Source organism: Haemophilus sp. SZY H56 (assembly GCF_054332415.1).
In genome coordinates this window covers 85,000-111,959 of sequence record NZ_JBTGNX010000003.1, presented here as the reverse complement: position 1 = coordinate 111,959, position 26,960 = coordinate 85,000, and the positions used below count along the sequence as shown (strand labels likewise).

Below are 26,960 nucleotides of genomic sequence, written 5' to 3'. Positions count from 1 at the left end.
GGGGGAGATTTTTGATTATTTACTTAAACATTGAGCATAGCTATCAGCGGTGGCTTGAAGGAAATTCGCATAAGAATTTGGACCAAGCTGTACATTATCGCCAATAGGATCTAAACGACCAACATTAACTTTTGTGCTTTGTGCAAGCGAATCAATCACTTTTGGTGTGAATTGCGGTTCAGCAAAAAGACAATTTACATGGTGTTCTTCTATTTCTTCTTTGATGTGAGCAATGGTTTTTGCACCTGGTGCCACTAATGGATTAATGGTGAAATAACCGGTTTGATTTAAACCATAAGCCTCATTGAAATAGCTATAAGCATCATGGAACACAAAGAAACCTTTATCTTTGAGTGGCGCTAATTGTGCTTTGATCTTGTCGCTTTGCTCAGTCAAAGTGCGGTTAAAATCGGCTAAGTTTTTCGCAATGAGCTCTTTTTTATCCGGATGTTGTTCCGTTAATTTATCCGCCACTTTCTGTGCCACAATTTGGCTGATGGCTGGTGAATACCATAAATGCCAGTTCACGCTTAATCCATTTTCATCCACGTCGTGGTGATGATGCTCATGGTCATGACCATGTTCGTGCTTATGATCGTGTCCATGTTTATGATCATGACCGTGCTCGTGTTCATCGCCTTCATGATAATGTTCATGATGGACTTTGCTTAAAAGCGGTTTAATTTCTGGAATATCAGAAATATTGATGACTTTTTTACTATCAATTTGGCTAATCGGTTTCGCTAAGAAAGCGTCAATATCTTCACCAACCCAAAGCACTAAATCTGCAGATTTCACTTTTTGCACATCTGAAAGTTTTAAGCTGTAATCATGTGGAGAAGCACCAGCTGGTACTAAAACCTGTGTATCTGTCACACCGTTTGCAATAGATGATGTAATAAAACCGAGCGGTTTCACGGAGGCCAATACATCAGCATTTGCCATCATTGGAAGGGTTAAAAGTGCGGTAGAAATTGCACTCATTTTTAATACTTGTTTCATTTTGTTTCCTTACTTTTATTGGGAATTATTCTCAAACCCAACATAGACTACGCCTTTTTGATAAAATTGCAACATTTCAAATTAAAAAAATGAAGTGATATTTCTTCATCTTATTGAATACTTTTATTCATAAAGAAAAAGCAACGTTTTCACGTTGCTTCATTTCTTTATTTTAATAACTTGTCTATTACCCTAGAAACGGCAAAAAATCCAAAGGTTGCGGTGATCATGGTTGCCGCACCAAAACCATTTGCACAATTCATGGTGGCTGATACTTTACAGCCCTCGCCCATTTTAGGGAAAATCAAAGGCTGGGTTGAAAACACCGCATCAACTGCAAATTTACGTTGTGGATTTTGGGTAAAATTAAAATCCTTACGTAAAACTGACCGCACTTTCGCCAATAATGGATCTTGAATCGTTTTGCTTAAATCAGCAATTTGGATTTTGGATGGATCTGTCTGACCACCTGCGCCACCAATAGTAATAATCTTGATTTTATTACGTTTGCAATAGGCAATCATGGCTGCTTTGGTTTTCACATTATCAATGGCATCAATGACATAATCATAACCACGATTTAAGTATTCGGCTTGATTATCCGGTGAAATGAAATCATCGATAATATTCACCACACATTCTGGATTAATCAGCTTAACGCGTTCTGCCATCACTTCCGTTTTAAGCTTGCCAATATTGCCACTCAACGCAGGAAGCTGACGATTAATATTAGTGACACAAATATCATCCATATCAATCATTGTGATCTGCCCTACGCCACTTCGCGCAAGCGCTTCCACCACCCACGAACCTACACCGCCAATACCAATGACGCACACATGAGCCTGACGCAAACGCGCCAAGCCTTCTGGTGTGTAAAGGCGGCCAATGCCGCCAAAACGTTGTTCGTAGTTATCAACTCGAGCCATTATTGTAGTACCCAAACGCGTCCATAGTGTTTTGATAACCCCGCAATATGACCCGCTTGATCGCCAATACCACGGTATAAGTCAAAGTGGTGACCATTTACTGCTCCGCCCACATCAAGTGCTACCATTAAGTGTAATTTGTGTGTGCCCATCCAGTTACCCTCATTATCAATATCAGGTACTTCAACCAATAATACGGTTCCAGAAGGAATCACATTGCGATCAGAAGCAACAGCAGCCATTGGCACTAAAGGCACACCAGCAGAACCTTTCACTTTACCTGTCGGATCGTTTTTAAAGAAAACATAAGATGGGTTACGTTCTAACAATTCTCGTACTCGAGATGGGTTTGCTTTCCCCCATTCACGAATCGCTTGAATAGACATTTTTTCTTTTGGAATTTCACCATCTTCTACTAACAAACGACCAACCGCTTGATATTTATAACCATTTTGACCCGCATAGGCTAAATAATTTAAATTGCCATCACCGTAATCAACATAGCCACTCCCCTGCACGCCTAGTAGGAAGTTATCCATCATTGAATCACTGTAAGCGAGCTCTAAGCCTTGTCCTGCCAATGCACCATTATAAATTTCTGCACGGCTATAACGTTTATAGCTTGGCATCGCATAAATTGGATGTTGATATTGACCTTGTGCAGTACGGCGTGCATGAATCACTGGCGAATAATAACCTGTCATCAACACGTTTTGATAACCATCGAAACCTTTCATAATCTGTGGGTTGATGCCGTATTGCGCTAATTCATTCACATTGGCCCCTGCAAGTACCCAGTTAGTGATTTTGCCATAATTCGCCGCAAAGCGATTTGTTAATGAATTTGAATAATCACGAACATTCGTCAACTGCGTTAAAAAATCACCTTGGTTAACTACCGCACCTTTGTTCTCCACGGAAGCCACTGGGCTTAAAATAGCTTGTTGATAATTACGTCCGCTATACTTTGCCCCAAATTTTTGTGGATCATCGCCCGTTGCTGTACGCGGCAAGCTAGAATTATTTTTAGAAGAGACTTTACTTGGTGCTGAACCACATGACGCAAGCACCGAAACTGCCGCCATTACAGAGAGCATTTTTACAGCGAGATTTTGACGAAATTTCATTCTTATTTTCCTAAATTAAACTAACTCAATACAAAGGTGCATACGCTATCAAAAATTCCCTTTTAGGACTAGCACTATTTCATAAAATGGTTAATTAATATTCATTTTGTTTATTTTTTTAACAAACGGAAAGTCAAATTCAGTTTAAATCTTGCAATAATTTTTGAAACGAGTATATTACGCGCCATCAGACGCGGGGTGGAGCAGCTTGGTAGCTCGTCGGGCTCATAACCCGAAGGCCGTCGGTTCAAATCCGGCCCCCGCAACCAAATTACAAAGCACCGAAATTTCGGTGCTTTTTTCGTTTTTAAATAAAGGTAAATTTAATCGAAATAAAAAGGCACAATGTCCTGAAACATTATGCCTTTATCTATCAATCTTATTAGATTTGATACTTTGTCTTATCGCCAATATCAAAATGTAATGGCATTCGCCATTTTTGAACCGCTAGAATTAATAATAATCCGCCAACAATCACCGACAAAATTCGGACAATCCAACCACCTTCAAATACCCAAGTAAACCAAAGTGCGGCGACAAATGCAGGTTGTAAATTTAATAGCGGTACTCTAAAACAGAAGTATTCTTTAAAACATAAACCGCCCAGTGTGACCAATGCTCCACCCAGTGCCAATTCATGCCAACCTAAAAGCGCACATAAGAGTGCAAGCCACGTGGCAAATTGGAATGTTAAACGGAAATGCTTTAAATAAATATGAAGGGATGATGCACAACAAGTTGCCGCAATCAACACGGCAATTTGAGCTTGTTGAGGATACCAAGTTAAAGCCAAGATGCTAAATGCCGCAATGACAAAGCCTGTGCGATAAATAATGACAGTGAGTTTATCCCAAACATCCATTAGAGATTGAATATGTGGATCAGCCATGTAATTTCCTTATTTTTGATAATAAAAAGTGCGGTCAAAAACACTCTCATTTTTGACCACACTTAACATTGAGATTATTTTAATCGATCTAAAATCTTTTGATGAATGCCGCCAAAGCTACCATTTGACATCACAAGAATATGATCCGTTGGTTTTGCTTCTGCCACAATCATATCGACTAATTTATCAACATTTCCTGTGTAATGTGCAGGTTGCACACATTGTCCTGCAATTTCAGCCACATCCCATGGAATATTATCTGGTTGTAGCATAAACACCGCATCAGCACGTCCAAGCGCTGGCGCAATTTCATCTTTATGCACGCCCATTTTCATGGTGTTTGAACGAGGCTCTAATACGGCAAGAATACGTACGCCACCGCCTACTTTGTCACGCAACGCAGTAAGTGTCGCCAGAATGGCTTCTGGATGGTGAGCGAAGTCATCATAAACCGTAATACCGTTTACTTCCCCCTTCACTTCTAAACGACGTTTTGCATTGATAAAGCTGCCCAATGCCTGACATGCATCTTCAATTTTGATACCCGCATGGTAAGCCGCCGCAATCGCCATTAACGCATTGTGCATATTGTGCTGTCCGACAATATTCCATTTCACTTCAGCAACTTTTTTACCGTGATGGAATACAGTAAATTCTGAGCAATCATTAGTAATACGTTCCGCAAACCATTCTTTATCTTTACCAATAAACTGCTGTTCTGACCAACAGCCCATATTGAGGGTTTCTTTCACGCTCTGCTCATCTGCAAAAGAAAGAACGCGTCCTGTAGAAGGAATAGTTCGGATCATATGATGGAATTGACGCTGGATCGCGTGAAGATCATCGAAGATGTCAGCATGATCGAAGCTGATATTGTTAATGATCAAGGTTTTCGGATTGTAATGTACAAATTTAGAACGCTTGTCAAAGAACGCCGTATCATACTCATCCGCTTCAATCACAAAGAACTCACTTTCCCCTAAACGAGCAGAAGTACCAAAGTTGCCCGCAATTCCACCGATTAGGAAACCTGGTTTTAAGCCATTTTGTTCTAAAATCCAAGTCAACATCCCCGTTGTTGTGGTTTTACCATGTGTACCTGAAACCGCTAACACCCAACGATTACGCAATAAATGGTCGTGTAACCATTGAGGACCTGATGTGTAAGGCAAGGCATTATCCAAAACATATTCCACACAAGGATTACCACGCTTCATGGCATTTCCGACAATCACCATATCTGGCGCAGGTTGAAGTTGAGCGACATCATAATTAGGAATAATTTCAATGCCCTGCTCTTGTAAAAAGGTGCTCATCGGTGGGTAAACATTAGTATCGGAACCTGTTACTTTATAGCCCATTTGTTTGGCAATCATCGCAACGCCACCCATAAAAGTCCCGCAGATGCCTAAAATATGAATATGTTTCATTATTCTTCTCTAGTTGCTAAAAATGCTGACTATGATAAATCAACTCAAAGATTGAGTAAATAAGGGCTGTTTACATAAACAGCCCTCTTTCTTATTTGATTCGGTCAAAACCCGCTTGAAGATCAGCAATTAATTCATCTGTGTCTTCAAATCCAATATGCAGACGAATTAATGATCCCGTTAATTTACGCTCAATACCTGGGCGAATTTTTGCAATTTCTTCTGGTTGATTGCATAAAATGAGCGATTCAAACCCGCCCCAAGAATAAGCCATTGTGAAAAGATCAAGATGATCCATAAAGGCAGAAAGTTCTTCATCATTTAAACGTTTATGCAATTCAAAAGAGAATAAACCGCTTGCGCCGGTAAAATCACGTTTAAAGTTTTCATGGCCAGGACAGCTTGGCAAAGCAGGATGATACACTGCTTTAACTTGTGGTTGTTCACTTAACCATTTGGCGACTTTCAAACTGCTTTCATGATGTTGTTTTAATCGCACACCTAAGGTACGAATACCGCGTGCTGTTGTATAAGCGGAATCTGCATCAACCATTTGCCCCATTAAATAGGAATGTTCGCGCAATTTATCCCAAGTACGTGCATTAGCCACCGCAGTACCAATCATAATATCAGAATGCCCCACTAAATATTTCGTTCCTGCTTGAATAGAAATATCAATACCGTGCTCTAACGCTTTAAATAATACGCCTGCCGCCCATGTATTATCGATCATAATGACGATTTCAGGACTCACGGCTCGAACGGCTTTAACAATTGCCGGAATATCAGGCACTTCCATCGTTAAAGAGCTTGGCGACTCTAAAAATAAGACTTTTGTATTTGGCTGCACGAGTTTGGCAACATCTGCGCCTATCATTGGATCATAATAGGTCGTATCAATATGCATTTTTTTCAAAATCACATTGCAAAAATCTTGTGTCGGCTCATACGCCGCACCTGTCATTAAAACGTGATCGCCCGTTTCTACAAATGACAAAATAGCGTTTGTTACCGCTGCAGCACCACAGGGATAAAGATAACAACCTGCCCCGCCTTCCATTTCACACATTAAATCTTGAAGAGCAAAGTGTGTTAACGTGCCTCGACGACCGTAAAAAAGCTCTCCCTTGTAACGATTTTTTGTGCAATGTTTTTTATCTGCAATAGTTTCAAACACTAAAGAAGAAGCACGTTGGATCACTGGATTTACAGCCCCTTGGGTAAAACGTTTTTTACGTCCTGCATGAACCAGTGTGGTCGATAAAGTATGATGTTCTGACATATATTTCACCTGTAACTTAGACAATATTAATTAATTTAATAGATAAAAACAGCTGTTAAAGTGCGGTTAATTTTTTTAAAATATTCTCCGCATTTTGCATTCGCAAAATTTTTATTAACATTCATATAGGAATTATGACTATGGTATTAGTAACTCGTCAAGCTCCAGATTTTACTTCCTCTGCAGTTTTAGGCAATGGTGAAATCGTTGATAACTTCAATTTCAAAAAACACATCGAAGGTAAAGCAGCGGTATTATTCTTCTACCCATTAGACTTCACTTTCGTTTGCCCATCTGAGTTAATCGCATTCGACCACCGTTATGAAGAATTCAAAAAACGTGGAGTTGAAGTTGTTGGTGTATCTATTGACTCTCAATTCACTCACAATGCATGGCGTAATACCCCAACTGAAAACGGCGGTATCGGTGCAGTCAAATATGCATTAGCAGCTGACGTTAAACATGAGATCGCGAAAGCATACGGTATCGAACATCCAGAAGAAGGTGTTGCATTACGTGCTTCATTCTTAATCGACAAAAACGGTGTTGTTCGTCACCAAATCGTAAACGATTTACCATTAGGTCGTAACATCGATGAAATGTTACGTATGGTTGATGCGTTGCAATTCCACGAAGAACACGGTGAAGTTTGCCCTGCTCAATGGGAAAAAGGTAAAGAAGGCATGAAAGACAACCCTGAAGGTGTTGCTAAATACTTGAAACAAAACGCTGATAAACTTTAACTTTTAAGAAAAAGCCACACTAAGTGGCTTTTTTTATTTTTGTAGATCCTTTAGAATGAGCGTATCTTTAACCAAAGTACGGTTATTTTTTTATGAAATATAATATTCCTATTTTTCTGACGATTCTCCGAGTGATTTTAATTCCATTCTTCGTCGTGGCGTTTTATTTGCCTATCCCTTCTGCACCTTTTATTACAACGCTTATCTTCTTTATCGCCGGGGTCACTGACTGGTTTGATGGCTATCTTGCTCGAAAATTAAAACAAACAACACGTTTCGGTGCTTTCCTTGATCCTGTTGCCGATAAAGTAATGGTGATCACTGCGCTAGTATTAATTGTAGAATATCAACATTCTTTCTGGATTACTATTCCAGCGATTATCATGATTTCACGTGAAATCATTATCTCTGCTTTACGTGAATGGATGGCTGAATTAGGTGAGCGTAATAAAGTGGCTGTTTCATGGCTAGGAAAAGTAAAAACAACCTCTCAAATGCTCGCTTTAGGTGGATTACTCTGGCGATATAATGTGTATATGGAAACGCTAGCAATTGTATTGCTCTATTTAGCTGCGATTTTAACGGTTTGGTCAATGCTTCAATACTTAAAAGCAGCAAAAGGCAGCTTGTTAGATAACATTGAATTATAGAATTGACTAAATTTTAAATAAAAGGTGCGGTTATTTTAATCGAACCTTTTATTTTTGAACTATTTTTAACCAATCAAAAACTTTTTTTACGAATTTTATTTGACACAATGAGATAAATCCGTAAAATACGCCCCGTTGTTTGGCAACAAGCAAACGCGGGAATAGCTCAGTTGGTAGAGCACGACCTTGCCAAGGTCGGGGTCGCGAGTTCGAGCCTCGTTTCCCGCTCCAATTTGCCCGAGTGGTGGAATCGGTAGACACAAGGGATTTAAAATCCCTCGCCTTTCGAGGCGTGCCAGTTCAAGTCTGGCTTCGGGCACCATTTAAACACCAGTCAAAAGATTTTAAAATTTACTTTAAAATCATCTAGTTGGGTCGTTAGCTCAGTCGGTAGAGCAGCGGACTTTTAATCCGTTGGTCGAAGGTTCGAATCCTTCACGACCCACCAATTCTTTCTTAAGTGGCGATAAAGTGGCGGTTAAATTTCCATTTTTTTACACTTTCATTTATAAATTATTTATCTCAGTGGCGATGCCGCCAATCATTAAAAATGAAATAAAAATTTCTTATTAACTATCACGTAAAAGATAAAAACACCTTATAAATCAATATACTGTAATCTCCTACAAACTTACACAGATCTCTTTTAAGTGAAAAACACTGTAAAACCCCGTAAATTTTACAGTTAAGATCCCTATTCTTTCAGTAAAATGATCTCTTTTACCTCAACTACTTACCCAATTTTACAATCTGAAAATTAACTGAAAAAATGTAAATTTTTAACGCAAATTCAGCGGGGGAGGAAGTGGATTTTCCGTGCCTTGTGTTTTTACGTGAAAAATTTCCGTGGAATTGTTTTATATTGCTTATTACGTAGATTTATTTGTTATAACAATCACTTAGATTTTCCGTGGTTAATGTCTCTGATATACATATCGGAAACATAAAGAAAAGCCGCAACATTGTGCGGCTTTGGTTTTATGTGAAGTGCGGTAGCTATTCAATAATCGGCGTGAGTTTGCCTTTTATTGTTTTTGCTTTGTTTGCCTGCTGGTTGAATATGCTTGCTTGATCTGGCGAAGGTGAACCAGCGTGTGTGTGCGTTGCTAAGGTGCTTACAACTTCTCCCAACAGTTGAATAGTATCTTCCAACAGTCTAAATATGTTTTGCCCTTCAGTACCCACATAACTTAGCGGCGCCACAAATTTATTCTTTTCGTCTGAAACACGTTGCGCCAATCCAACGATTTTTTCTTGTAGCGTGCCACCTGTTCCTACAGTACGATTGCTTGCAGTCGTGTCATTGATACTACCCAATACGCTAACAGTTTTATTTCCGCCTATAGTTTGCGTACTATCTGAATCTACTGTTTTTGTCGATGTACCAATTTGTTTTACTTCACTATCTGTTTCGATGTGTCGTTCAAAGGATTTATCTGTAATCTTCTGATCGGTTTACACAGTGAATTTACTCGATATTATTGTGCATGCAAGAATCCCCTATGCGGACACCGCTTTGTAATGAATATGGAGTTTGGGCATACCACACGCGCCAGTAAGCTGACAAAAGACAAATTGCTTGAGCTTGTTTTGGGTAAATTATCGGACGAAGAAAAAGCCAATTTGAGAAAAATATTAGATGATGAAAAAAGCCGCTAGAAATAGCGGCTTTTATTTTTATGCAGCAAGTAACTTATTTGTAGCAATCTGTGCCAAAAAGTTGCTTCTGTTTTTATATTCGGGATGTGTTGCCACAAAATTATCAATGCGTTTAATTAGAAGACTAGGCAAGGTTACATTGATTTTTTCAGCTTTCCCCATTAGATGCGTTAAATCTACATCCACAAAACTAAACGTAAAGCCTTCATACTCTGGGTTTTTAACATGCTCTTGCAGAGATGTTGGCTGTGGGATTTCCTCTCCATCTTCTAACATGCCTTCAATATGGAAGGCAATTGCCTCTTTTGCGTTGATGAATGCTTCTTCTAATGTATCACCAGCTGAAAAACAGCCTGGTACATCAGGCACAACCACACCGTATGCGTGATTTTCATCGCCCATTTCTATTCCGATTGGGTATAACATATAAAAGCCTTATAGATTTAAAGAAATGTAAAACAAATAAAACTAGTATCTAAGATAATAGACGTAATAAACAATTAATAAAACAAATATAGATAAAAATAGCGATATATAAATTGCAATATAAAAAATAAAATCTTGCAAAAGTAGGGCTTACTTTTTAAGCCCTGCTTGTTTCAATATTGATCTAACTGTATTTAGCGGTAAATCTTTTTTAGGGTGTGGAACTGTGACTCGCCCTATTTTTTTATCATGCTTAAATTGATGATGGCTCCCTTTTATTTCAACAAGATACCAGCCATCTTCTTCAATTTGCTTTATTAATTGTTTACTGTTCACATTATCTTTTACCTCGTAAAATTGTTTATTTAGGGGTATTATAACCCCAAAAAAAATTAAAAGCAAGCATTTTTAGAGTTATTGGAGTTATTTTTTCTTTCATTTCGTGCATAGACACATAAGATGACTTCAAACTGCCGTAAGGGGCTTTTGGCTCAAATAGTACAAGCATTTGTGGCTTGTTATTTTGGTCTGTTTCTTCGCCAGTTTCATTGTTGATGAAAGGGATTCGTGAATTAGTGATATACACGATTTCTTTTGCGTTGCGTACACACATATCAAACCATTTTGTCGAACCATCTACATTAAGCAACATTACCACCGTCTTGTTATGTAACACGCTTTGCTGGATGGCGCGCAACACAAACGGCAACGGCTTGACCGCTGATTAATCGGCGCAATTCACGCTAAACGGAAATTGATGCGCCACCGTAGAATTGGAACTGACGAATGCCCCAACGGCTCGCCCAAGCACGAACGCGCAATGCGTTATCGTATAGAGCAGCGGACTTTTAATCCGTTGGTCGAAGGTTCGAATCCTTCACGACCCACCACTTTAAATCAGCATCTTAATTGGTGTTTTTTTATGCCTAAAATTCAGGATAAAGACTTTCCTACTCTCTTTTCTAAAAAACACATAAAAAAATAACCGCACTTTCGTACGGTTACTTATCTATATTCTTAATATGATTAGCCGTGATAACGTCCTACGCCTAATTCATCTTCTTTACGAGTACGATTCATTACTTCTTGTGGAGATTGTGCAATACGTAATCCCATTTGATCTTCAGTACGCACCACATCGCCACGTAGAGAGTTAGTATAAACATCGGTAATCTTGATATCGACAAACTTACCAATCATATCTGGTGAGCCTTGGAAATTTACAATACGGTTGTTTTCCGTACGTCCTGTTAATTCCATAATATCTTTCTTAGATGGCCCTTCCACCAACACGCGTTGCTCTGTACCAAGCATACGGCGACTATATTGTGCCGCTTGTTGGTTAATACGCTCTTGTAAAAGATAGAGACGTTGTTTTTTCTCTTCTTCGGTTACATCATCTGGCATATCTGCTGCAGGTGTACCTGGACGCGCAGAATAGATAAAGCTGAAGCTCATATCAAAATTCACTTGTGCGATTAGGTTCATTGTTTGTTCAAACTCTTCATTGGTTTCACCAGGGAAGCCCACAATGAAATCTGAGCTGATTTGAATATTTGGACGCACTGCACGTAATTTACGAATAATCGATTTATATTCTAACGCGGTATGACCACGTTTCATCATGGTTAAAATACGGTCAGAACCAGCTTGCACCGGCAAGTGTACAAAATCTACTAATTCTGGTGTGTCGCGATACACGTCAATAATATCATCAGTAAATTCGATTGGGTGACTGGTGGTAAAACGTAAACGGTCGATACCGTCAATAGACGCGACTAAACGCAATAACTCCGCAAATGTACAGATACCGCCATCAAATGTCGGGCCACGATACGCATTTACGTTTTGGCCTAATAAATTGATTTCACGTACACCTTGATCGGCCAACTGCGCAATTTCAAATAATACATCATCAACAGGACGGCTCACTTCTTCACCACGGGTATAAGGCACCACGCAGTAAGTACAATATTTATTACAGCCTTCCATAATAGACACAAACGCTGTTGGGCCTTCTGCGCGAGGCTCTGGTAAGCGGTCAAATTTCTCAATTTCAGGGAAACTTACATCCACCACCGAACTTTTGCCGCCACGGATTTGGTTAATCATTTCTGGCAAACGATGTAAAGTTTGCGGACCAAATACGATATCCACATAAGGTGCACGATGACGAATATGCTCACCTTCTTGTGATGCTACACAACCGCCCACACCAATCACTAAGTTTGGATTTTGTTTTTTTAATTCTTTCCAACGACCTAATTGATGGAACACTTTCTCTTGTGCTTTTTCACGAATAGAACAGGTGTTAAGAAGTAACACATCGGCTTCTTCTGGAATATCAGTTAATTCCAAACCATGTGTATTTAAGAGAAGATCGGCCATTTTTGATGAATCGTATTCATTCATCTGACAGCCCCATGTTTTAATATGTAATTTTTGCGTCATATTGCTTAAAAATAAAGATTAGTAAAAAGATAAAATCGGTCGGCTATTGTACAGATTTGTGGGAATTCTGGCTAGTGTAAAATGGACTTTTACCCCTTTCGGTATAGAAAAAGTGCGGTTAAAATCACCTGAATTTTAACCGCACTTTGTTCAGTATCCTTCTTCCTCCATATTTGGCAAGAACGTTTTGTGTTTGATTCTCTTCACCCTTGTTTCAATTCGCCCATCTGGATGTAGCTCAATTTCACGCCAACCTGGTTGTAAGGTATCTAAAGCAAAATGGTTGCTGTCCGGCTTAAATTGAATACAAGTCGCTGGTGTTGCCATGGTTTGATAACCTTGCCAATAGCCATCGACTTCTTGATGAATATGACCGTATAAAATCCCTCTTACATTGTTGAATTGAGCAAGAACCTCTGAGAATTCATGCGCATTACGTAAGTTATGCTGATCAAGCCATGCTGAATTCGTTGGCAATAGATGGTGATGTAAGACGACTAAGCTATGACGAGCTGGATTTTCGGCTAATTTTGTTTTTAACCAATCTAGCTGATAAGCACTCAATTCGCCATGAGGCACACCAGAAACTTGGCTATCTAACAAAATCACTTGCCAATGTTTGCCAAGAAGTAAATGTTTTGATGCGTTAATAGGTGATTGGCTTAAATGCTCGACCATTTTAGGTTGAAAATCATGGTTACCTGGAAGCCAAAATACTGATTTATTTAACGGTTTAACCATTTCAACAAATCGTAGATAACCTTCGTCGCTACTATCTTGTACCAAATCACCTGTCGCAAGCACGACATCATAATTAAAAGACTCTGCCTGAATTTCTTTTAACACCTGAGAAAAGCTTTCATGCGTGTTGATACCTAATAAGTCTTTGCTTGTATCCTTAAACAAATGAGGATCGGTGATTTGTAATAATTTGACGATCTCACTTGCGGACTCGCATTCAAATGTATTGTTCATGGGACTCCTATTGCCAACGCTGCCGCAATTGGGCGTAATTTAATTGAAGCCATTGCAAGCCCATTACTGCAATACCATTATCAATTTTGCCATCACACATCCATTGGTAGGCTTGTTCACGTTTCACCACATGAACACGGATGTCTTCATTTTCTTCAGCTAAACCATGAATACCCTTGGCTTGCGAGCTATCTACTCGACCGACAAACAGATGAATACGTTCGACGACACCACCCGGGCTATCCCATACACTTAAACAATGAGTAAGATCTTGAACTGAGACAGCCGCTTCTTCTTCACTTTCACGCAAAGCCACTTCTTCAGGTTGTTCCCCCGCTTCGACCATGCCGGCGATCAACTCTAATAACCAAGGAGAACGATCTGAGCCAGGTTGATATGCACCAATACGTACTTGTTCAACCAAAACTACCGAATCTTCTTTCGGATCGTAAGCAATCACGGCAGAAGCGGCACCTTTTACCAATAATTCACGTGTCACCACGCCACTTTCACTACCGGCAAAAAGCTTGTGTTTGAACTGTACTTTCTTAAGTGTAAAAAAACCTTTGTAAACAGTTTCTTCATTAAGAATTTCTATATCATGCTGACTAAACTGTTGAATATCTGACATCATTACTCTCCTAGTATTGAGGTCGCATAATACTCCCATAAAAAAATAAAAAAAACTGAACCATCTATTTTTTTGTTGAAACTTTGAAGCCGGTCACAAAAAAAGAAAACCTATGATGATTTCTTATTCATCATAGGTTTACATTAAGAATCCAGTTAAATTAACAAACGCGGCTGATTATTTCCCCGTCAGCGACTTTCGTTTTAATCATATCGCCTGTTTTGACTTGTTTCACGCTCACAATGGCATGTCCTTTGACATCTTCCGCGATGGAATATCCTCGTGCTAATACTTTTAATGGGCTTAATCCATCCAACTTGCCACACAACGTCGCCAATTTATTTTGACGCTCCGTGACTTGACGATTCGCCCCTAAATTTAACCGCACTTGTAACTGAGCTAAATATTGGGATTGTTTTTGCAATTGATAAGGCAACGGATTTTGCTTTAAGCGCGCGGAAAGTGCGGTCAATTTTTGCTGCGTTTTATCCATTTGACGCTGCATCGCTAATAAGAGACGATGATGTAATTGCGCCGTTCTGGCTTTTTGCATCAATAATTGATTTTGTGGATGTTGATTTTGCAGGCGCAAACGTAACTGTTGCAAACGTTGTTGTTGATGACTAAAAATACGATCTAACGCCATCTCCAAACGCTGTTGTTTATAGGCTAACTGTTGAAGTAATTCCTGCTGATTGCGACTCACTAACTCCGCCGCAGCAGAGGGGGTTGGCGCACGTAAATCAGCCACAAAATCGGCAATGGTGACATCGGTTTCGTGACCTACCGCGCTGATAATCGGTAAATTAGAACGGAAAATCGCACGTGCCACTTCTTCTTCATTAAAGCACCAAAGATCTTCTAAAGAACCACCACCACGGCCGACAATCAATACATCCACTTCTTGACGGGCATTAGCGAGTTCAATCATTTGGACGATTTCAGCCGTTGCTTCTTTGCCTTGCACTGCCGTTGGATAAATCACCACTTTTAAACTTGGATCGCGGCGAGCCAAAATATGCAGAATATCTTGTAAAGCCGCGCCTGTAGAAGACGTAATAATGCCCACTGCTTTGGCAAAGTCTGGCAAGCTTTTCTTCAGGTTTTGTGCAAACAATCCTTCAGCTGCCAATTTCATTTTTAGCGCTTCAAATTGCTGTTGCAATAATCCCTCACCGGCAGGGTGCATGGATTCAATAATCAGCTGATAATCACCGCGAGGCTCATATAAACTGACATTCGCCCGCACCAAGACCTGCATGCCGTTTTGCGGACGAAACCCCACACGCAAATTTTTCATGCGGAACATCGCACCGCGAACTTGGGCATTTTCATCTTTTAGCGTTAAATACCAATGCCCTGACACAGGTTGAGTGAAATTAGAAATCTCCCCTGTAAGCCAAATCTGTGAAAAATTCCCTTCCAACATTTGGCGGGTTGCGCTGTTAAGCTGGGAAATGGAGTAAATGTTTTCAGACATTATTCAATCAACACCCAACCGTCATCTAGCCAGTTACAAATCGAATCAAGTAATAATTCCATTGTACTTTCAGGATCTTCTGTATCATTCACTAAATTATTTAAGAATGCCCAATCTAGCGATTCCCCATCAGAAAGACGTTTCAACACTTCCGCTTCAATGACATTCACTTCATCTAACCATTCGCCATTAGCATAAATGCGGAGCGGATTTTCGGTGTAAAGCAACTTGCAGTTATTGTCCTGCATTAATACACCTTGTTCCTCTTCTAAAATTGACCGCACTTCGTCAGGATCGGACATTTCATCGGATACCAACATTTCATAGCGACGTGAGCTCACTGCACTGGCTACTGCTTGTTTGAACAAGGCATCAAAGGCTTCAGACTCTGCCAATTTCGCTAAGAATTGCTTTTTCATTGCCTGAATATTTTCATCAGCCAATTTGCCCGTACGCTGCTCTGCTTGCGTTAAACGTAACGGTAATTGGAATTCGCTTAAATTCAATTCAGGATCTTGATGACAAAACGCTTTATTCACGTTATCGAAAATATCTGCTAAATTCGGATAACGCAAACCAAAAGAAAAGGTCAAGCAATCATCTTCTGCTACACCGTAATGTGACATACGAGCCGGAATATAAAGAATATCACCTGGATTCATCACTTCATCAATCACCAATTCGCCCATATCATCAAAAATACGAATCGGCTGATTCAGTTTAAATTCTGTAGAAGAATCACACCATTTACCTAACTGCCAACGGCGATGACCATAACCTTGCACCAAGAATACATCATATTCGTCATAATGCTTACCAACGGAACCGCCTTTAGGTGCATAAGACACCATAATATCGTCGCGTTGCCATTGTGGGATAAAGCCAAATTTATTCCAAAGCTGACCTAATTCAGTACTCCATTGCTCTAAATTTTGGACGAGCACCGACCATTTCTCTGGCACATCTGCAAAATCTTCTTCAGATAACGGACTGAAAAACACTTTCCAATTATCATCTGAAAAGGTTTTCACTAAACGTGCCGTCACATCTTCGCCTTGTGCTAATTCGATAATATCGTCAGGCTCGAATTGGCCAACAATTTCAGGCAAGCCATTACGAATAATCAATGGTTTTTTCTGCCAATAATCACGCAGGAAAATTTCAGGGGTAATGCCATCAGGCAGACAATATTGGTTGGAAAGTGCGGTCATTTTTTACTCCTTTTCCTGTTTTTCTTGTTGAGCTTTTTCTTGTGCGGCTTTGGCTTGCTCCGCTGCACGTTTACGACGAATTTCTTTAGGATCGGCTAATAATGGACGGTAAATTTCAATACGATCGCCGTCTTTTAATTGATCTGTTAATTTTGCAGGGCGGGAATAAATCCCCACTTTATTTTCACGCAAATCGATTTCGGTAAACTGTTGTAAAATGCCCGATTGTAAAATAGCCGTTTGGATCATCGTGCCTTCATCCACTTTGAAGGATTTCAAATAATAGCGATCCGGCAAGGCATAGGCGATTTCAATATTAATTTGGTTCATGTCTTATTCTGTCTTAATGAGTTTTCCGTTATTATAGCGGAAAAGTGCAATCAATATTAACGATAAAATAGGAACACATCATGAATTGGGTATTTTTTGCTATTGGTTCAGCCTTTTTCGCTGGACTTACCGCTATTTTAGGTAAATTAGGGGTTGAAGGCATTAACAGTAATCTCGCGACTTTTATCCGTACAATTGTGGTTTTACTCGTTACAGCAGGTATCATTAGCGCACGTAACGAATGGCAACTGCCACAACATATTGCTGCAAAACCGTTTACCTTTTTAATTCTTTCCGGTGTTGCTACGGGCCTATCTTGGCTTTGTTATTATCGTGCGTTACAAATGGCGCCCGCCTCTTGGGTTGCGCCCATTGATAAACTCAGTGTGGTCATTGCCATTATTTTAGGCGTAGTTTTGTTAGGCGAACCCTTAAGCATGAAATTAATCATGGGAAGTTTATTAATCTTAAGTGGCGTTCTAATACTTATACTATAAAAAAGAAAAGACCGTTTAAATCGGCCTTTTCTTCCTATAAAAGAACTAGTCAATCGGTGGTACATAGGTGCCGTTTGCAATTGCATCTTTAATGCGGTTTGCTTCAGCTAAGACTTGAGCTAACAATGCTTTTACATTTTCAAGCGTAGCAATCGGGCTTAATGTCGTCATTTTTAGCGATTGTTTATCGCCAACTTTAGTCACACCAATATTCGCTTCGCCACGGGCAAAGAGTTCATCCGCCACATTTTGGTTTAAGGCATCTAAAAATTCTGCTGGATAGCCTTTTGGCACTACACGGAATAGCACTGATGCAAACTGCGTTGGCACGAGCATTTCTAACTCTTCGGCTTCATTGATATAACCTTCTACTTCTTTGGTCAATTTAACACCATGGTCAATCATTGAAGCATAGAGTGCTTCGCCTAATGCTTCCACAGTAAACCATAATTTTAAGGCATCAAAACGACGCGTTGTTTGTAGAGATTTTGCCACCAAGTTTGGCACACCGTGCTCTTCATCATATTCTGAATTGAGATAATCTGCTTTGTAGTCAATAAAACGATAGTTCGCTTGATCTTTAAGCAAGAATGCCCCACAAGAAATGGTTTGGAAGAAATGCTTGTGGAAATCAAGTGTAATTGAATCTGTTAGCTCAATGCCATCTAAGAAATGACGGAATTCTTGAGAAAGCAATAACGCACCGCCCCAAGCGGCATCAACGTGTAACCATGCTTGGTATTCATCAGCTAGTTTTCTAATCGCTTTGAGATCATCAATCGCGCCAGCATCTGTGGTGCCTGCCGTCGCCACAATACAAGCGACTATTTTACCTTCAGCTTTTAATTGCGCCAAAGTTTGTTCAAGCGCGTTGACATCCATTTGTGCATTGGCATTCGATGGTACAGTAACCACAGATTGGAAACCCATTCCCATCATTGCCATATTTTTTTGCACAGAAAAATGCGCATTCTCTGAACAAATGACTTTAACTTTCTTCATGGCATCAACTGGAATACCATCGCGTTGCACCGACCATTCTGAACCATCTTCATTTTTCCAGTGATTCGCAATCGCCCAATCGCGTGCTAATAATACGCCCATTAAGTTAGACTGCGTACCGCCCGAGGTAAACACCCCAGAAGTGCCTTGGCCATAGCCCACTTTTTGACGTAACCAATCAATCAAATGCTCTTCCATAATTGAACCCGCTGGGCTTTGATCCCAAGAGTCCATAGATTGGTTTGTGGCATTGATTAACACTTCCGCAATTTGGCTCGTTACCATCGTTGGGCAATGTAAATGCGCCAATGAATGGGGGTGATGTACTTTTAAACTTGGATTTAAGAAAATTTCGACGAGGTGATCCAGCGCATTTTCTACGCCCACGCCAGCTTGGCTTGGTTTAAATCCATCAATCAAAGCACGCATTTGTTTGATTGAGCCACCCGTGTACATTTTGTCGTTTTTCAACCAATTTGAGACCGCTTGCACAGCTTTATTCATCGCATTTTCATAGTCTTTAATCGACTGCTCATCGCGACAAAAAAGGGATTGTTTATGTTGTTTAAGATCTGACATAGCCATTCTTTCCTAAAAAATTCCCCTCTTTGACAAAGGGGGGAGCTCAAGCGGTCAAATTTCACAAAATATCTGCAAAATCTGACCGCTCTTGATTAACCACGTACGGCTTTTAATGCATCTGCAACAGATTGTTTAAAGCGTTTAATAAACTCTTCACATTCTGCTTGATTGATGTTTACCGCACAAAGTACACGCACAACGTTACCGCCACGTCCACCACGCTCTAACAATAATTTATTATTAAAGCAGGCTTTTTGGATAGCGACCGCAAGTTCGCCATCTTGTGGGTATGCACCTGTTGCATCTTTGGCTTGACGTTCATCAACAATATCAATCCCCATCATTAAGCCTTTACCACGCACGTTACCGATACATGGGTATTCTTTGCTTAATTCGCGTAATGCATTAGTTAAGTACTCGCCACGTTCTTTAGCATTTTGCGCTAAGTTTTCATTACGCATGATTTTTAGTGAAGCATAACCTGTTGCCATCGCTAATTGGTTACCACGGAAAGTACCGGTATGGCCTGCTGGTTGCCAAGCATCAAATTCTTTTTTGATTGCAAGCACGGCTAATGGCAAGCTACCGCCCACCGCTTTTGACATCACAACGATATCTGGTTGGATGCCTGCATGTTCAAACGCAAACATTTTACCTGAACGACAGAATCCCGCTTGAACTTCATCTACGATCATTAAAATGCCATGTTTTTTGGTTACTTCACGGACTTTTTGTAAGAAGCTAATTGGCGCTGGCACAACACCACCTTCACCTTGAATTGCTTCTAAAATTACCGCAGCTGGTTTTACCACACCACTTTCAACATCTTCAATAAAGTGTTCAAAGTAATGTTCAACGGCTTTTGCCCCAGCTTCGCCACCAATACCAAATGGGCAACGGTATTCGTGCGGATAAGGTAAGAATTGCACGCCCGGCATTAAGTTTTGCACAGCATTTTTCGCACTTAAGTTACCCGTTAACGATAATGCGCCGTGAGTCATACCATGGAAACCGCCAGAGAACGCGATCACGTTACCGCGGCCAGTATAAGTTTTCGCTAATTTAATTGCCGCTTCATTTGCATCTGCGCCTGATGGGCCGGTGAATTGTAAAATGTATTCATCTTTCGGGAAGAACGACAATAATTCTTCAGTGAATGCATCTTTTAATGGGGTGGTTAAATCCAGTGTATGTAAAGGCAAACCGCTATCTAACACATCACGAATCGCCTGCATTAATACAGGGTGATTATGCCCTAATGCTAAAGTGCCAGCACCGGCTAAGAAATCAAGGTATTTGTTGCCTTCAACGTCAGTAACCCAGCAACCTTCTGCTTTTTCATAAGCAAACGGTAATTTACGCGGATAGCTACGAACGTTTGATTCCATTGCATCTTGGCGATCTAAAAAGTGTTTATTGGAAGCAAGAATCGCTTTTACAGGAGTGGTAATTGTCATTGATAAAAACCTTCTAAAAGAGGTGAAAAAAATAAGTCGGGTGCCTTGCGGGAAGCCTAAACTTTCTGTTTCTGAAAAAACAGACGCCATGGGGCATTTGACTCGCTACTTATTAAAAAAAGCGTTTCAGCTTTTTTGTTTTTACCCTAATTGCCCAAAAGAGGTTGGCTAGGTTGGAAACACATCTTAAATATGGGTCATATTTAAAACGTTGCCGCATTTTACATTTCTTTTATAAAAAAGAAAGCCAAACGTTTAAATCGCATAAATTTTTATTAACTCGTCGGATTTCATCAGTTACAACCTAACCTAAAATATGGGAGCTTTACAGCGATGATTGAGAAATTAGCCCTTTTTCGCTACAATACACCACTATTTTTATTCAAGCAGAAAACTATGTCTGAAATTAAACTCATCGTGGGGCTGGGTAATCCTGGCGATAAATATGCAGAAACCCGCCACAATGCAGGGGAATGGCTGATTGAGCGCTTGGCTCGTCGCTTTAATGTTTCGCTTAATGCAGAAAATAAATTCTTTGGTTACGTAGGAAAAACGCTAATTAATGGCAAAGAAGTCCGTTTTTTAGTACCTACGACGTTTATGAATTTAAGCGGAAAAGCAGTAAGTGCACTTGCTAATTTTTATCGTATCAAACCAGAAGAAATTTTAGTGCTACACGATGAATTAGATTTACCGCCAGGCACCGTAAAATTAAAACAAGGTGGCGGACATGGCGGTCACAATGGTTTAAAAGATATCGTGGCACAGCTTGGTAACAGCAACAATTTCTATCGTTTACGCATTGGCATTGGCCATCCTGGACACCGTGATTTAGTTTCAGGTTTTGTGCTTAACAAACCTGCGCCTGCAGAAAGAGAAGCGCTCGATAAAGCTTTAGATGAAGCGACCGATTGCATTGAATTGCTTTTCAAAGAAGGCATGGTGAAAGCCACCAATCGCTTAAACAGTTTTAAAATTTAACTCAAAAGTGCGGTGAAAAAACACCATAAATTTTAACCGCACTTACGCTTACAATAAGGAAAACATCATGGGATTTAAATGTGGTATCGTTGGTTTGCCAAATGTCGGTAAATCTACCCTTTTTAATGCATTAACCAAAGCCGGTATCGAAGCGGCAAACTATCCGTTTTGTACAATCGAACCAAATACTGGCGTGGTACCAATGCCGGATCCGCGTTTAGATGCGTTAGCGGAAATTGTTAAACCTGAACGCGTATTACCCACCACCATGGAGTTTGTGGATATCGCTGGTTTAGTTGCGGGTGCAAGTAAAGGTGAAGGCTTAGGTAATAAATTCCTAGCTAACATCCGTGAAACTGATGCAATTGGTCATGTTGTTCGTTGTTTTGAAAATGATGACATCGTGCATGTTGCGGGTAAAATCGATCCATTAAGCGATATCGAAACTATCAATACCGAATTAGCCCTTGCTGACTTAGACAGCTGTGAACGTGCAATCCAACGTTTACAAAAACGCGCTAAAGGTGGTGATAAAGACGCAAAATTTGAACTCTCTGTGATGGAAAAAATCCTTCCTGTACTTTCTGAAGCAGGCATGATTCGTTCTGTTGAGTTAGATAAAGATGAACTATTAGCAATTAAAAGCTATAACTTCCTCACATTAAAACCAACCATGTACATTGCGAACGTGAATGAAGACGGTTTTGAAAACACCCCATATTTAGACAAAGTACGTGAATTTGCTGAAAAAGAAGGCTCTGTTGTGGTGCCTGTATGTGCGGCGATTGAAGCAGAAATTGCTGAACTTGATGATGATGAAAAAATCGAATTCTTACAAGATCTTGGTATTGAAGAACCAGGCTTAAACCGTGTAATTCGTGCGGGTTATGCCTTATTAAATCTTCAAACCTACTTCACTGCGGGTGTGAAAGAAGTGCACGCATGGACAGTTTCTGTGGGTGCAACCGCCCCTAAAGCAGCGGCTGTAATCCACACAGACTTTGAAAAAGGCTTCATCCGTGCAGAAGTAATTGCTTACGATGACTTCATCCAATTCAAAGGTGAAAACGGTGCAAAAGAAGCAGGTAAATGGCGCTTAGAAGGTAAAGACTACATCGTCCAAGATGGTGATGTTATGCACTTCCGCTTTAACGTATAAAAACGCTTTAGACCGCATGATTATGCGGTCTTTTTGTATTTATAAAAGGAAAAAACAATGTCAGATAAATTAAATCAACTCATCGAATTGTTAAAACTAGAAAAAATTGATGATCTTATCTTTCGTGGTGCGAGTGAAGACTTAGGTTTTCGCCAAGTGTTTGGTGGCCAAGTCGTGGCGCAATCTCTTTCTGCCGCGATGCAAGTTTCCCCAGCGGAGCGTGTACTCCATTCTTGCCATGCTTACTTTTTAGCACCTGGCGACAGTCAACACCCGATTATTTATGATGTAGAAACTTTACGTGAAGGACGCAATTTCTCTGCGTTACGCGTAAAGGCCATTCAACATAAAAATGTGATTTGTCATGTCACAACTTCATTTCAAGTACCCGAAGAAGGCTTTGACCATCAATCAGCCATGCCGCAAGTGCCAGGCCCTGAACAATGCATTGATGAACATGAAATCATGTTAAAAGTAGCACAGACTTTGCCCGAAAGCTTGAGTGAAAAATTTGCTCAAGAGCGACCATTTCAGATTCATAGCCGATATTTGAACAATCCATTTGATGGTCGCGAACTCCCACCCGAACAATATGCTTGGTTTAAAACCAATGGAGAGGCACCACTGGATTTGCAGACTCAACAATGCCTCTTGGCCTATTTTTCTGATTTCCACTGTATTTTGACCGCACTTCACCCACATGGGAAAGGCTTTTTACAGAAAGGGATGAAAGTCGCCACAATCGACCACAGCATTTGGTTCCACCGCCCTTTCAATTTAAATAATTGGCACTTACATGCCATTGAAAGTAATAATGCTTTTGCTGGGCGTGGTTTAGCGAGAGGACAAATTTTTGCTGCAGATGGCACATTAATTGCCACCACACAGCAGGAAGGTTTAATTCGTTATCAAGAATAACCGCTCTTAAAATAAGGTGCAGACTAGCCTTCGTAACCGATATCTTCGAAGGTCGGATTTTCTGCGCCTTGTTTGGCTAATTCATCACAAATTTCATTTTCACGATGGCCTGAATGGCCTTTCACCCACTGCCAATCAATGTTATGGGTTTGAATCGCCTGATCTAACGCAATCCATAAATCTTGGTTTTTTACCGCTTTGCCCGTACTCGCTTTCCAATTGTTTTTCTTCCAATTGTAAATCCATTGTGTGATGCCATTTTTCATATATTGGCTATCGCTATAAAGCGTTACATGGCAAGGCTCTTTTAAGCTATTTAAAGCCTCAATCACTGCTCGTAATTCCATGCGATTATTGGTGGTTTTGAAATACCCTTTTGAAATATGTTTTTCATGCTGTTTATAGCGCAGGACAATCCCTATGCCACCGGCTCCCGGATTGCCGAGGCAAGATCCATCCGTAAAAATTTCAATCTGTTTTTGCATAACTAATTCGAGCTTGTGTAAAATAGACGGTATTTTAAAGGAAACAAATAGGTAGAACAATGATAAATCCGGATCGCCAAATTGTACTGGATACTGAAACCACCGGTATGAACCAAATTGGCGCACATTACGAAGGACATTGCATTATTGAAATTGGTGCTGTGGAAATGATCAACCGTAAATACACGGGCAATAATTTTCACATTTATATTAAGCCGGATCGTTTAGTTGATCCCGATGCTATTAAAGTTCACGGTATTACGGATGAAATGCTGGCGGATAAACCGGATTTCAAAACAATTGCACAGGACTTTATAGAATACATTCGTGGTGCTGAACTGCTGATTCACAACGCCCCCTTCGACGTGGGCTTTATGGACTATGAATTCCGTAAACTTGGGTTAGATATCAAAACGACCGACATTTGCCTCGTTACTGATACATTGCAAATGGCTCGCCAAATGTATCCTGGAAAACGTAATAGCTTAGATGCGTTGTGTGATCGTTTAGGCATTGATAACAGCAAACGAACACTCCACGGTGCGTTACTGGATGCGGAGATTTTAGCCGACGTTTATTTGTCCATGACGGGCGGGCAAACCAGTCTATTTGATGAAGATCATGCGGATAGTTCAATTATCCAAGCTGGCTCCAATATGCAAGATCTTCAAAGTGCGGTCAATTTTTCGCAAAATTTAAAAGTGTTACAACCCACTGATGATGAACTCCAAGCCCATTTAGATTTCCTTAAATTGGTCAATAAAAAAAGCGATGGCAAATGTTTTTGGTCGATTCGTACGGGGGATGAAACCTCACATTAATCGGTTATCTATTAATCAGATAAACATAAAAAAGAAAAAAAAGATTGACGCTTTTAACGTTCATCATTATTATACCCAGCACTTAGCGGAGTGGTAGTTCAGCTGGTTAGAATACCTGCCTGTCACGCAGGGGGTCGCGGGTTCGAGTCCCGTCCATTCCGCCAATTAAGCCGAGATAATGAAGCACCAGAAGGTGCTTTTTTTATGCCCGAATTTTACCTGTCAGCCAACATTCGCTATAATTAACCAAATTTACACTTTACAGAGATATTTTTATGACAACTCCTGTCGTTGCCTTAGTGGGTCGACCAAACGTAGGCAAATCCACCCTATTCAACCGTTTAACCCGTACCCGAGATGCGCTTGTCGCTGACTTCCCTGGTTTAACCCGAGATCGTAAATACGGTCATGCCAATATTTCTGGCTATGATTTCATTGTGATCGATACTGGCGGTATTGATGGCACTGAAGAAGGTGTTGAAGAAAAAATGGCAGAACAATCCTTATTAGCGATTGAAGAAGCCGATGTGGTGCTTTTCTTAGTAGATGCGCGCGCAGGTTTAACAGCTGCAGACATTGGCATTGCCAATTACTTACGCCAACGTACGAATAAAACAACCGTGGTTGTAGCAAATAAAACTGACGGTATTGATGCCGACTCACACTGTGCGGAATTTTATCAATTAGGCTTAGGTGAAATTGAACAAATCGCCGCATCACAAGGCCGTGGCGTGACTCAATTAATGGAGCAAGTGCTTGCACCTTTAGCGGAAAAATTACAAGAAAACGAAGCAGAAAATGACCGCACTTCTGATGAAGAAGAAAAAGATGAATGGGATCACGAATTTGACTTCGATTCAGAAGAAGATACTTCATTGATTGATGAAGCATTAGACGAAGAGCTTGAAGAAGAACAAGATAAAAATATCAAAATTGCGATTGTAGGCCGTCCAAACGTCGGTAAATCCACATTAACCAATCGTATTTTAGGTGAAGATCGCGTGGTGGTTTACGATATGCCAGGCACAACACGCGACAGTATCTACATTCCAATGGAACGCGATGGGCAACAATACACCTTAATTGACACAGCAGGTGTGCGTAAACGTGGTAAAGTGCATTTAGCCGTTGAGAAATTCTCTGTTATTAAAACGTTACAAGCGATTCAAGATGCAAACGTGGTATTACTCACAATTGATGCGCGTGAAAATATTTCAGACCAAGATCTCTCTCTACTTGGCTTTATCTTAAATGCAGGACGCTCACTCGTGATCGTCGTGAATAAATGGGACGGCTTAGATCAAGATGTGAAAGATCGCGTCAAATCTGAATTAGATCGCCGTCTTGATTTCATCGACTTTGCCCGTGTGCATTTTATTTCTGCTTTACACGGCAGTGGCGTGGGGAATCTTTTTGATTCGATTAAAGAAGCTTATGCTTGTGCGACACAAAAAATGACGACGTCCCTTCTCACCCGAATCTTACAAATGGCAACGGATGAGCACCAACCACCAATGATTGGCGGTCGTCGTATTAAATTAAAATATGCTCACCCAGGTGGTTATAACCCACCAATTATCGTGGTGCATGGTAACCAAATGGATAAATTACCGGATTCATACAAACGTTATTTATCTAATTATTATCGTAAGAGTTTGAAAATTATTGGTTCGCCAATTCGCTTGCTATTCCAAGAAGGTTCAAACCCATTCGCGGGTAGAAAAAATAAACTCACACCAAACCAATTACGTAAACGTAAACGCTTGATGAAGTTTATTAAAAAAGCGAAACGCTAATCTTAACAAACAAAGAGCGGTCAAAAATCACTGTGAATTTTGACCGC

At 40.3% G+C, this 26,960-nt stretch carries 26 protein-coding genes, 5 tRNA genes and 2 pseudogenes; 14 read left to right on the top strand and 19 right to left on the bottom strand.

Annotation, left to right across the window (positions count from 1 at the left end; genetic code table 11):
• Positions 1-15: 15 nt before the first annotated feature.
• The 3 genes from znuA to mltA form a co-directional block, all read right to left on the bottom strand.
• Complete coding sequence (znuA, locus tag ACXVWP_RS03585) at positions 16-1,002, bottom strand: zinc ABC transporter substrate-binding protein ZnuA (protein ID WP_289901254.1); 987 nt, start codon at positions 1,000-1,002, stop codon at positions 16-18.
• Positions 1,003-1,169: 167 nt separating this feature from the next.
• Positions 1,170-1,931 carry a tRNA cyclic N6-threonylcarbamoyladenosine(37) synthase TcdA gene (gene tcdA, locus ACXVWP_RS03580; protein WP_289901255.1) on the bottom strand — a complete coding sequence of 254 codons (762 nt, stop codon included), beginning with the start codon at positions 1,929-1,931 and terminating at the stop codon, positions 1,170-1,172.
• The gene (gene mltA, locus ACXVWP_RS03575) at positions 1,931-3,058 is read right to left on the bottom strand and encodes a murein transglycosylase A (protein WP_289901256.1); all 1,128 of its coding nucleotides are present in this window, start codon (positions 3,056-3,058) and stop codon (positions 1,931-1,933) included. Before mltA ends, tcdA begins: the two co-directional genes overlap by 1 nt.
• Positions 3,059-3,250: 192 nt before the next feature.
• Between mltA and ACXVWP_RS03570 the strand changes: the two genes are divergently transcribed.
• Positions 3,251-3,327, top strand: a tRNA-Met gene (locus ACXVWP_RS03570).
• A gap of 113 nt (positions 3,328-3,440) precedes the next feature.
• Here the strand turns inward: ACXVWP_RS03570 and ACXVWP_RS03565 are convergent.
• From ACXVWP_RS03565 to metC, 3 genes are all read right to left on the bottom strand, one after another.
• On the bottom strand, positions 3,441-3,947 hold the full coding sequence (locus tag ACXVWP_RS03565; protein ID WP_289901257.1) for a DUF2301 domain-containing membrane protein: 507 nt from the start codon (positions 3,945-3,947) through the stop codon (positions 3,441-3,443).
• 74 nt (positions 3,948-4,021) lie between these two features.
• Entirely contained in the window at positions 4,022-5,377 is a 1,356-nt protein-coding gene (gene mpl / locus ACXVWP_RS03560; protein ID WP_289901258.1) for a UDP-N-acetylmuramate:L-alanyl-gamma-D-glutamyl-meso-diaminopimelate ligase, read from the bottom strand.
• Positions 5,378-5,468: 91 nt separating this feature from the next.
• Positions 5,469-6,659 (bottom strand): cystathionine beta-lyase, encoded by a 1,191-nt coding sequence (metC, locus tag ACXVWP_RS03555; protein WP_289901259.1) that lies wholly within the window; start codon positions 6,657-6,659, stop codon positions 5,469-5,471.
• Between the two features lie 140 nt (positions 6,660-6,799).
• Here metC and ACXVWP_RS03550 point away from each other — a divergent pair, with 140 nt between their 5' ends.
• The 5 genes from ACXVWP_RS03550 to ACXVWP_RS03530 all read left to right on the top strand — a co-directional run bounded on the left by ACXVWP_RS03550 (position 6,800) and on the right by ACXVWP_RS03530 (position 8,500).
• A complete protein-coding gene (locus tag ACXVWP_RS03550; RefSeq protein ID WP_049363646.1) occupies positions 6,800-7,402 on the top strand; it encodes a peroxiredoxin C in 603 nt (200 codons plus the stop codon).
• Between the two features lie 92 nt (positions 7,403-7,494).
• Positions 7,495-8,052 carry a CDP-diacylglycerol--glycerol-3-phosphate 3-phosphatidyltransferase gene (gene pgsA / locus ACXVWP_RS03545; protein ID WP_054418055.1) on the top strand — a complete coding sequence of 186 codons (558 nt, stop codon included), beginning with the start codon at positions 7,495-7,497 and terminating at the stop codon, positions 8,050-8,052.
• A gap of 155 nt (positions 8,053-8,207) precedes the next feature.
• Positions 8,208-8,283 (top strand) — tRNA-Gly (locus tag ACXVWP_RS03540).
• Positions 8,284-8,287: 4 nt separating this feature from the next.
• Positions 8,288-8,374 (top strand) — tRNA-Leu (locus ACXVWP_RS03535).
• Between the two features lie 50 nt (positions 8,375-8,424).
• Positions 8,425-8,500: transfer RNA gene (locus ACXVWP_RS03530), tRNA-Lys, on the top strand.
• Positions 8,501-9,048: 548 nt separating this feature from the next.
• Here ACXVWP_RS03530 and ACXVWP_RS03525 read toward each other — a convergent pair.
• Positions 9,049-9,507: pseudogene (locus ACXVWP_RS03525) on the bottom strand (hypothetical protein); the annotation flags it as partial.
• Here ACXVWP_RS03525 and ACXVWP_RS03520 point away from each other — a divergent pair.
• Complete coding sequence (locus ACXVWP_RS03520) at positions 9,469-9,711, top strand: ogr/Delta-like zinc finger family protein (RefSeq protein ID WP_225852607.1); 243 nt, start codon at positions 9,469-9,471, stop codon at positions 9,709-9,711. The pseudogene ACXVWP_RS03525 and the gene ACXVWP_RS03520 overlap by 39 nt on opposite strands.
• Positions 9,712-9,729: 18 nt before the next feature.
• On the opposite strand, the gene ACXVWP_RS03515 is transcribed toward ACXVWP_RS03520, so the two are convergent.
• From ACXVWP_RS03515 to ACXVWP_RS03475, 9 genes and pseudogenes are all read right to left on the bottom strand, one after another.
• Positions 9,730-10,137, bottom strand: coding sequence for a type II toxin-antitoxin system HicB family antitoxin (locus ACXVWP_RS03515; RefSeq protein WP_128787541.1), 408 nt, complete (start codon positions 10,135-10,137; stop codon positions 9,730-9,732).
• Positions 10,138-10,287: 150 nt separating this feature from the next.
• Complete coding sequence (locus tag ACXVWP_RS03510; RefSeq protein WP_149785882.1) at positions 10,288-10,473, bottom strand: type II toxin-antitoxin system HicA family toxin; 186 nt, start codon at positions 10,471-10,473, stop codon at positions 10,288-10,290.
• Positions 10,474-10,498: 25 nt separating this feature from the next.
• Positions 10,499-10,849 (bottom strand): annotated as a pseudogene (locus tag ACXVWP_RS03505) (DNA N-6-adenine-methyltransferase); the annotation flags it as partial.
• A 314-nt stretch (positions 10,850-11,163) separates the two neighbouring features.
• Positions 11,164-12,588 (bottom strand): tRNA (N6-isopentenyl adenosine(37)-C2)-methylthiotransferase MiaB, encoded by a 1,425-nt coding sequence (gene miaB / locus ACXVWP_RS03500; RefSeq protein ID WP_005698299.1) that lies wholly within the window; start codon positions 12,586-12,588, stop codon positions 11,164-11,166.
• Positions 12,589-12,738: 150 nt separating this feature from the next.
• Positions 12,739-13,563 carry a 3',5'-cyclic-AMP phosphodiesterase gene (cpdA, locus tag ACXVWP_RS03495; RefSeq protein WP_297568605.1) on the bottom strand — a complete coding sequence of 275 codons (825 nt, stop codon included), beginning with the start codon at positions 13,561-13,563 and terminating at the stop codon, positions 12,739-12,741.
• A 7-nt stretch (positions 13,564-13,570) separates the two neighbouring features.
• Entirely contained in the window at positions 13,571-14,194 is a 624-nt protein-coding gene (gene nudF / locus ACXVWP_RS03490) for an ADP-ribose diphosphatase (RefSeq protein ID WP_149785906.1), read from the bottom strand.
• 160 nt (positions 14,195-14,354) lie between these two features.
• Positions 14,355-15,674 (bottom strand): exodeoxyribonuclease VII large subunit, encoded by a 1,320-nt coding sequence (gene xseA, locus ACXVWP_RS03485; RefSeq protein WP_297568601.1) that lies wholly within the window; start codon positions 15,672-15,674, stop codon positions 14,355-14,357.
• Positions 15,674-16,885 (bottom strand): ribosomal protein uL16 3-hydroxylase, encoded by a 1,212-nt coding sequence (locus ACXVWP_RS03480; RefSeq protein ID WP_297568598.1) that lies wholly within the window; start codon positions 16,883-16,885, stop codon positions 15,674-15,676. Before ACXVWP_RS03480 ends, xseA begins: the two co-directional genes overlap by 1 nt.
• A 3-nt stretch (positions 16,886-16,888) precedes the next feature.
• Positions 16,889-17,215 (bottom strand): RnfH family protein, encoded by a 327-nt coding sequence (locus ACXVWP_RS03475; RefSeq protein ID WP_005696455.1) that lies wholly within the window; start codon positions 17,213-17,215, stop codon positions 16,889-16,891.
• An 80-nt stretch (positions 17,216-17,295) separates the two neighbouring features.
• On the opposite strand from ACXVWP_RS03475, the gene ACXVWP_RS03470 reads away from it, so the two are divergent.
• Entirely contained in the window at positions 17,296-17,712 is a 417-nt protein-coding gene (locus ACXVWP_RS03470; protein ID WP_128787546.1) for an EamA family transporter, read from the top strand.
• A gap of 45 nt (positions 17,713-17,757) precedes the next feature.
• Here ACXVWP_RS03470 and ddc read toward each other — a convergent pair whose 3' ends face one another.
• Both ddc and ACXVWP_RS03460 read right to left on the bottom strand, forming a co-directional pair.
• Positions 17,758-19,293, bottom strand: a complete 1,536-nt coding sequence (gene ddc / locus ACXVWP_RS03465) for an L-2,4-diaminobutyrate decarboxylase (protein WP_128787547.1) — start codon at positions 19,291-19,293, stop codon at positions 17,758-17,760.
• 95 nt (positions 19,294-19,388) lie between these two features.
• A complete protein-coding gene (locus ACXVWP_RS03460) occupies positions 19,389-20,753 on the bottom strand; it encodes a diaminobutyrate--2-oxoglutarate transaminase (protein ID WP_128787548.1) in 1,365 nt (454 codons plus the stop codon).
• Positions 20,754-21,149: 396 nt separating this feature from the next.
• Here ACXVWP_RS03460 and pth point away from each other — a divergent pair, with 396 nt between their 5' ends.
• The 3 genes from pth to tesB all read left to right on the top strand — a co-directional run bounded on the left by pth (position 21,150) and on the right by tesB (position 23,811).
• The gene (gene pth, locus ACXVWP_RS03455; RefSeq protein ID WP_297568585.1) at positions 21,150-21,734 is read left to right on the top strand and encodes an aminoacyl-tRNA hydrolase; all 585 of its coding nucleotides are present in this window, start codon (positions 21,150-21,152) and stop codon (positions 21,732-21,734) included.
• 67 nt (positions 21,735-21,801) lie between these two features.
• Complete coding sequence (ychF, locus tag ACXVWP_RS03450) at positions 21,802-22,893, top strand: redox-regulated ATPase YchF (RefSeq protein ID WP_458473254.1); 1,092 nt, start codon at positions 21,802-21,804, stop codon at positions 22,891-22,893.
• A gap of 57 nt (positions 22,894-22,950) precedes the next feature.
• Positions 22,951-23,811: an acyl-CoA thioesterase II gene (tesB, locus tag ACXVWP_RS03445; protein WP_297568581.1), complete on the top strand. Its 861-nt coding sequence runs from the start codon at positions 22,951-22,953 to the stop codon at positions 23,809-23,811.
• 23 nt (positions 23,812-23,834) lie between these two features.
• On the opposite strand, the gene rnhA is transcribed toward tesB, so the two are convergent.
• A complete protein-coding gene (rnhA, locus tag ACXVWP_RS03440; protein WP_005699219.1) occupies positions 23,835-24,296 on the bottom strand; it encodes a ribonuclease HI in 462 nt (153 codons plus the stop codon).
• A gap of 59 nt (positions 24,297-24,355) precedes the next feature.
• Between rnhA and dnaQ the strand changes: the two genes are divergently transcribed.
• The 3 genes from dnaQ to der all read left to right on the top strand — a co-directional run bounded on the left by dnaQ (position 24,356) and on the right by der (position 26,913).
• Positions 24,356-25,117: a DNA polymerase III subunit epsilon gene (gene dnaQ / locus ACXVWP_RS03435; protein WP_070853170.1), complete on the top strand. Its 762-nt coding sequence runs from the start codon at positions 24,356-24,358 to the stop codon at positions 25,115-25,117.
• A gap of 87 nt (positions 25,118-25,204) precedes the next feature.
• Positions 25,205-25,281, top strand: a tRNA-Asp gene (locus ACXVWP_RS03430).
• A gap of 111 nt (positions 25,282-25,392) precedes the next feature.
• A complete protein-coding gene (gene der / locus ACXVWP_RS03425; RefSeq protein ID WP_049384377.1) occupies positions 25,393-26,913 on the top strand; it encodes a ribosome biogenesis GTPase Der in 1,521 nt (506 codons plus the stop codon).
• Positions 26,914-26,960 lie beyond the last annotated feature (47 nt).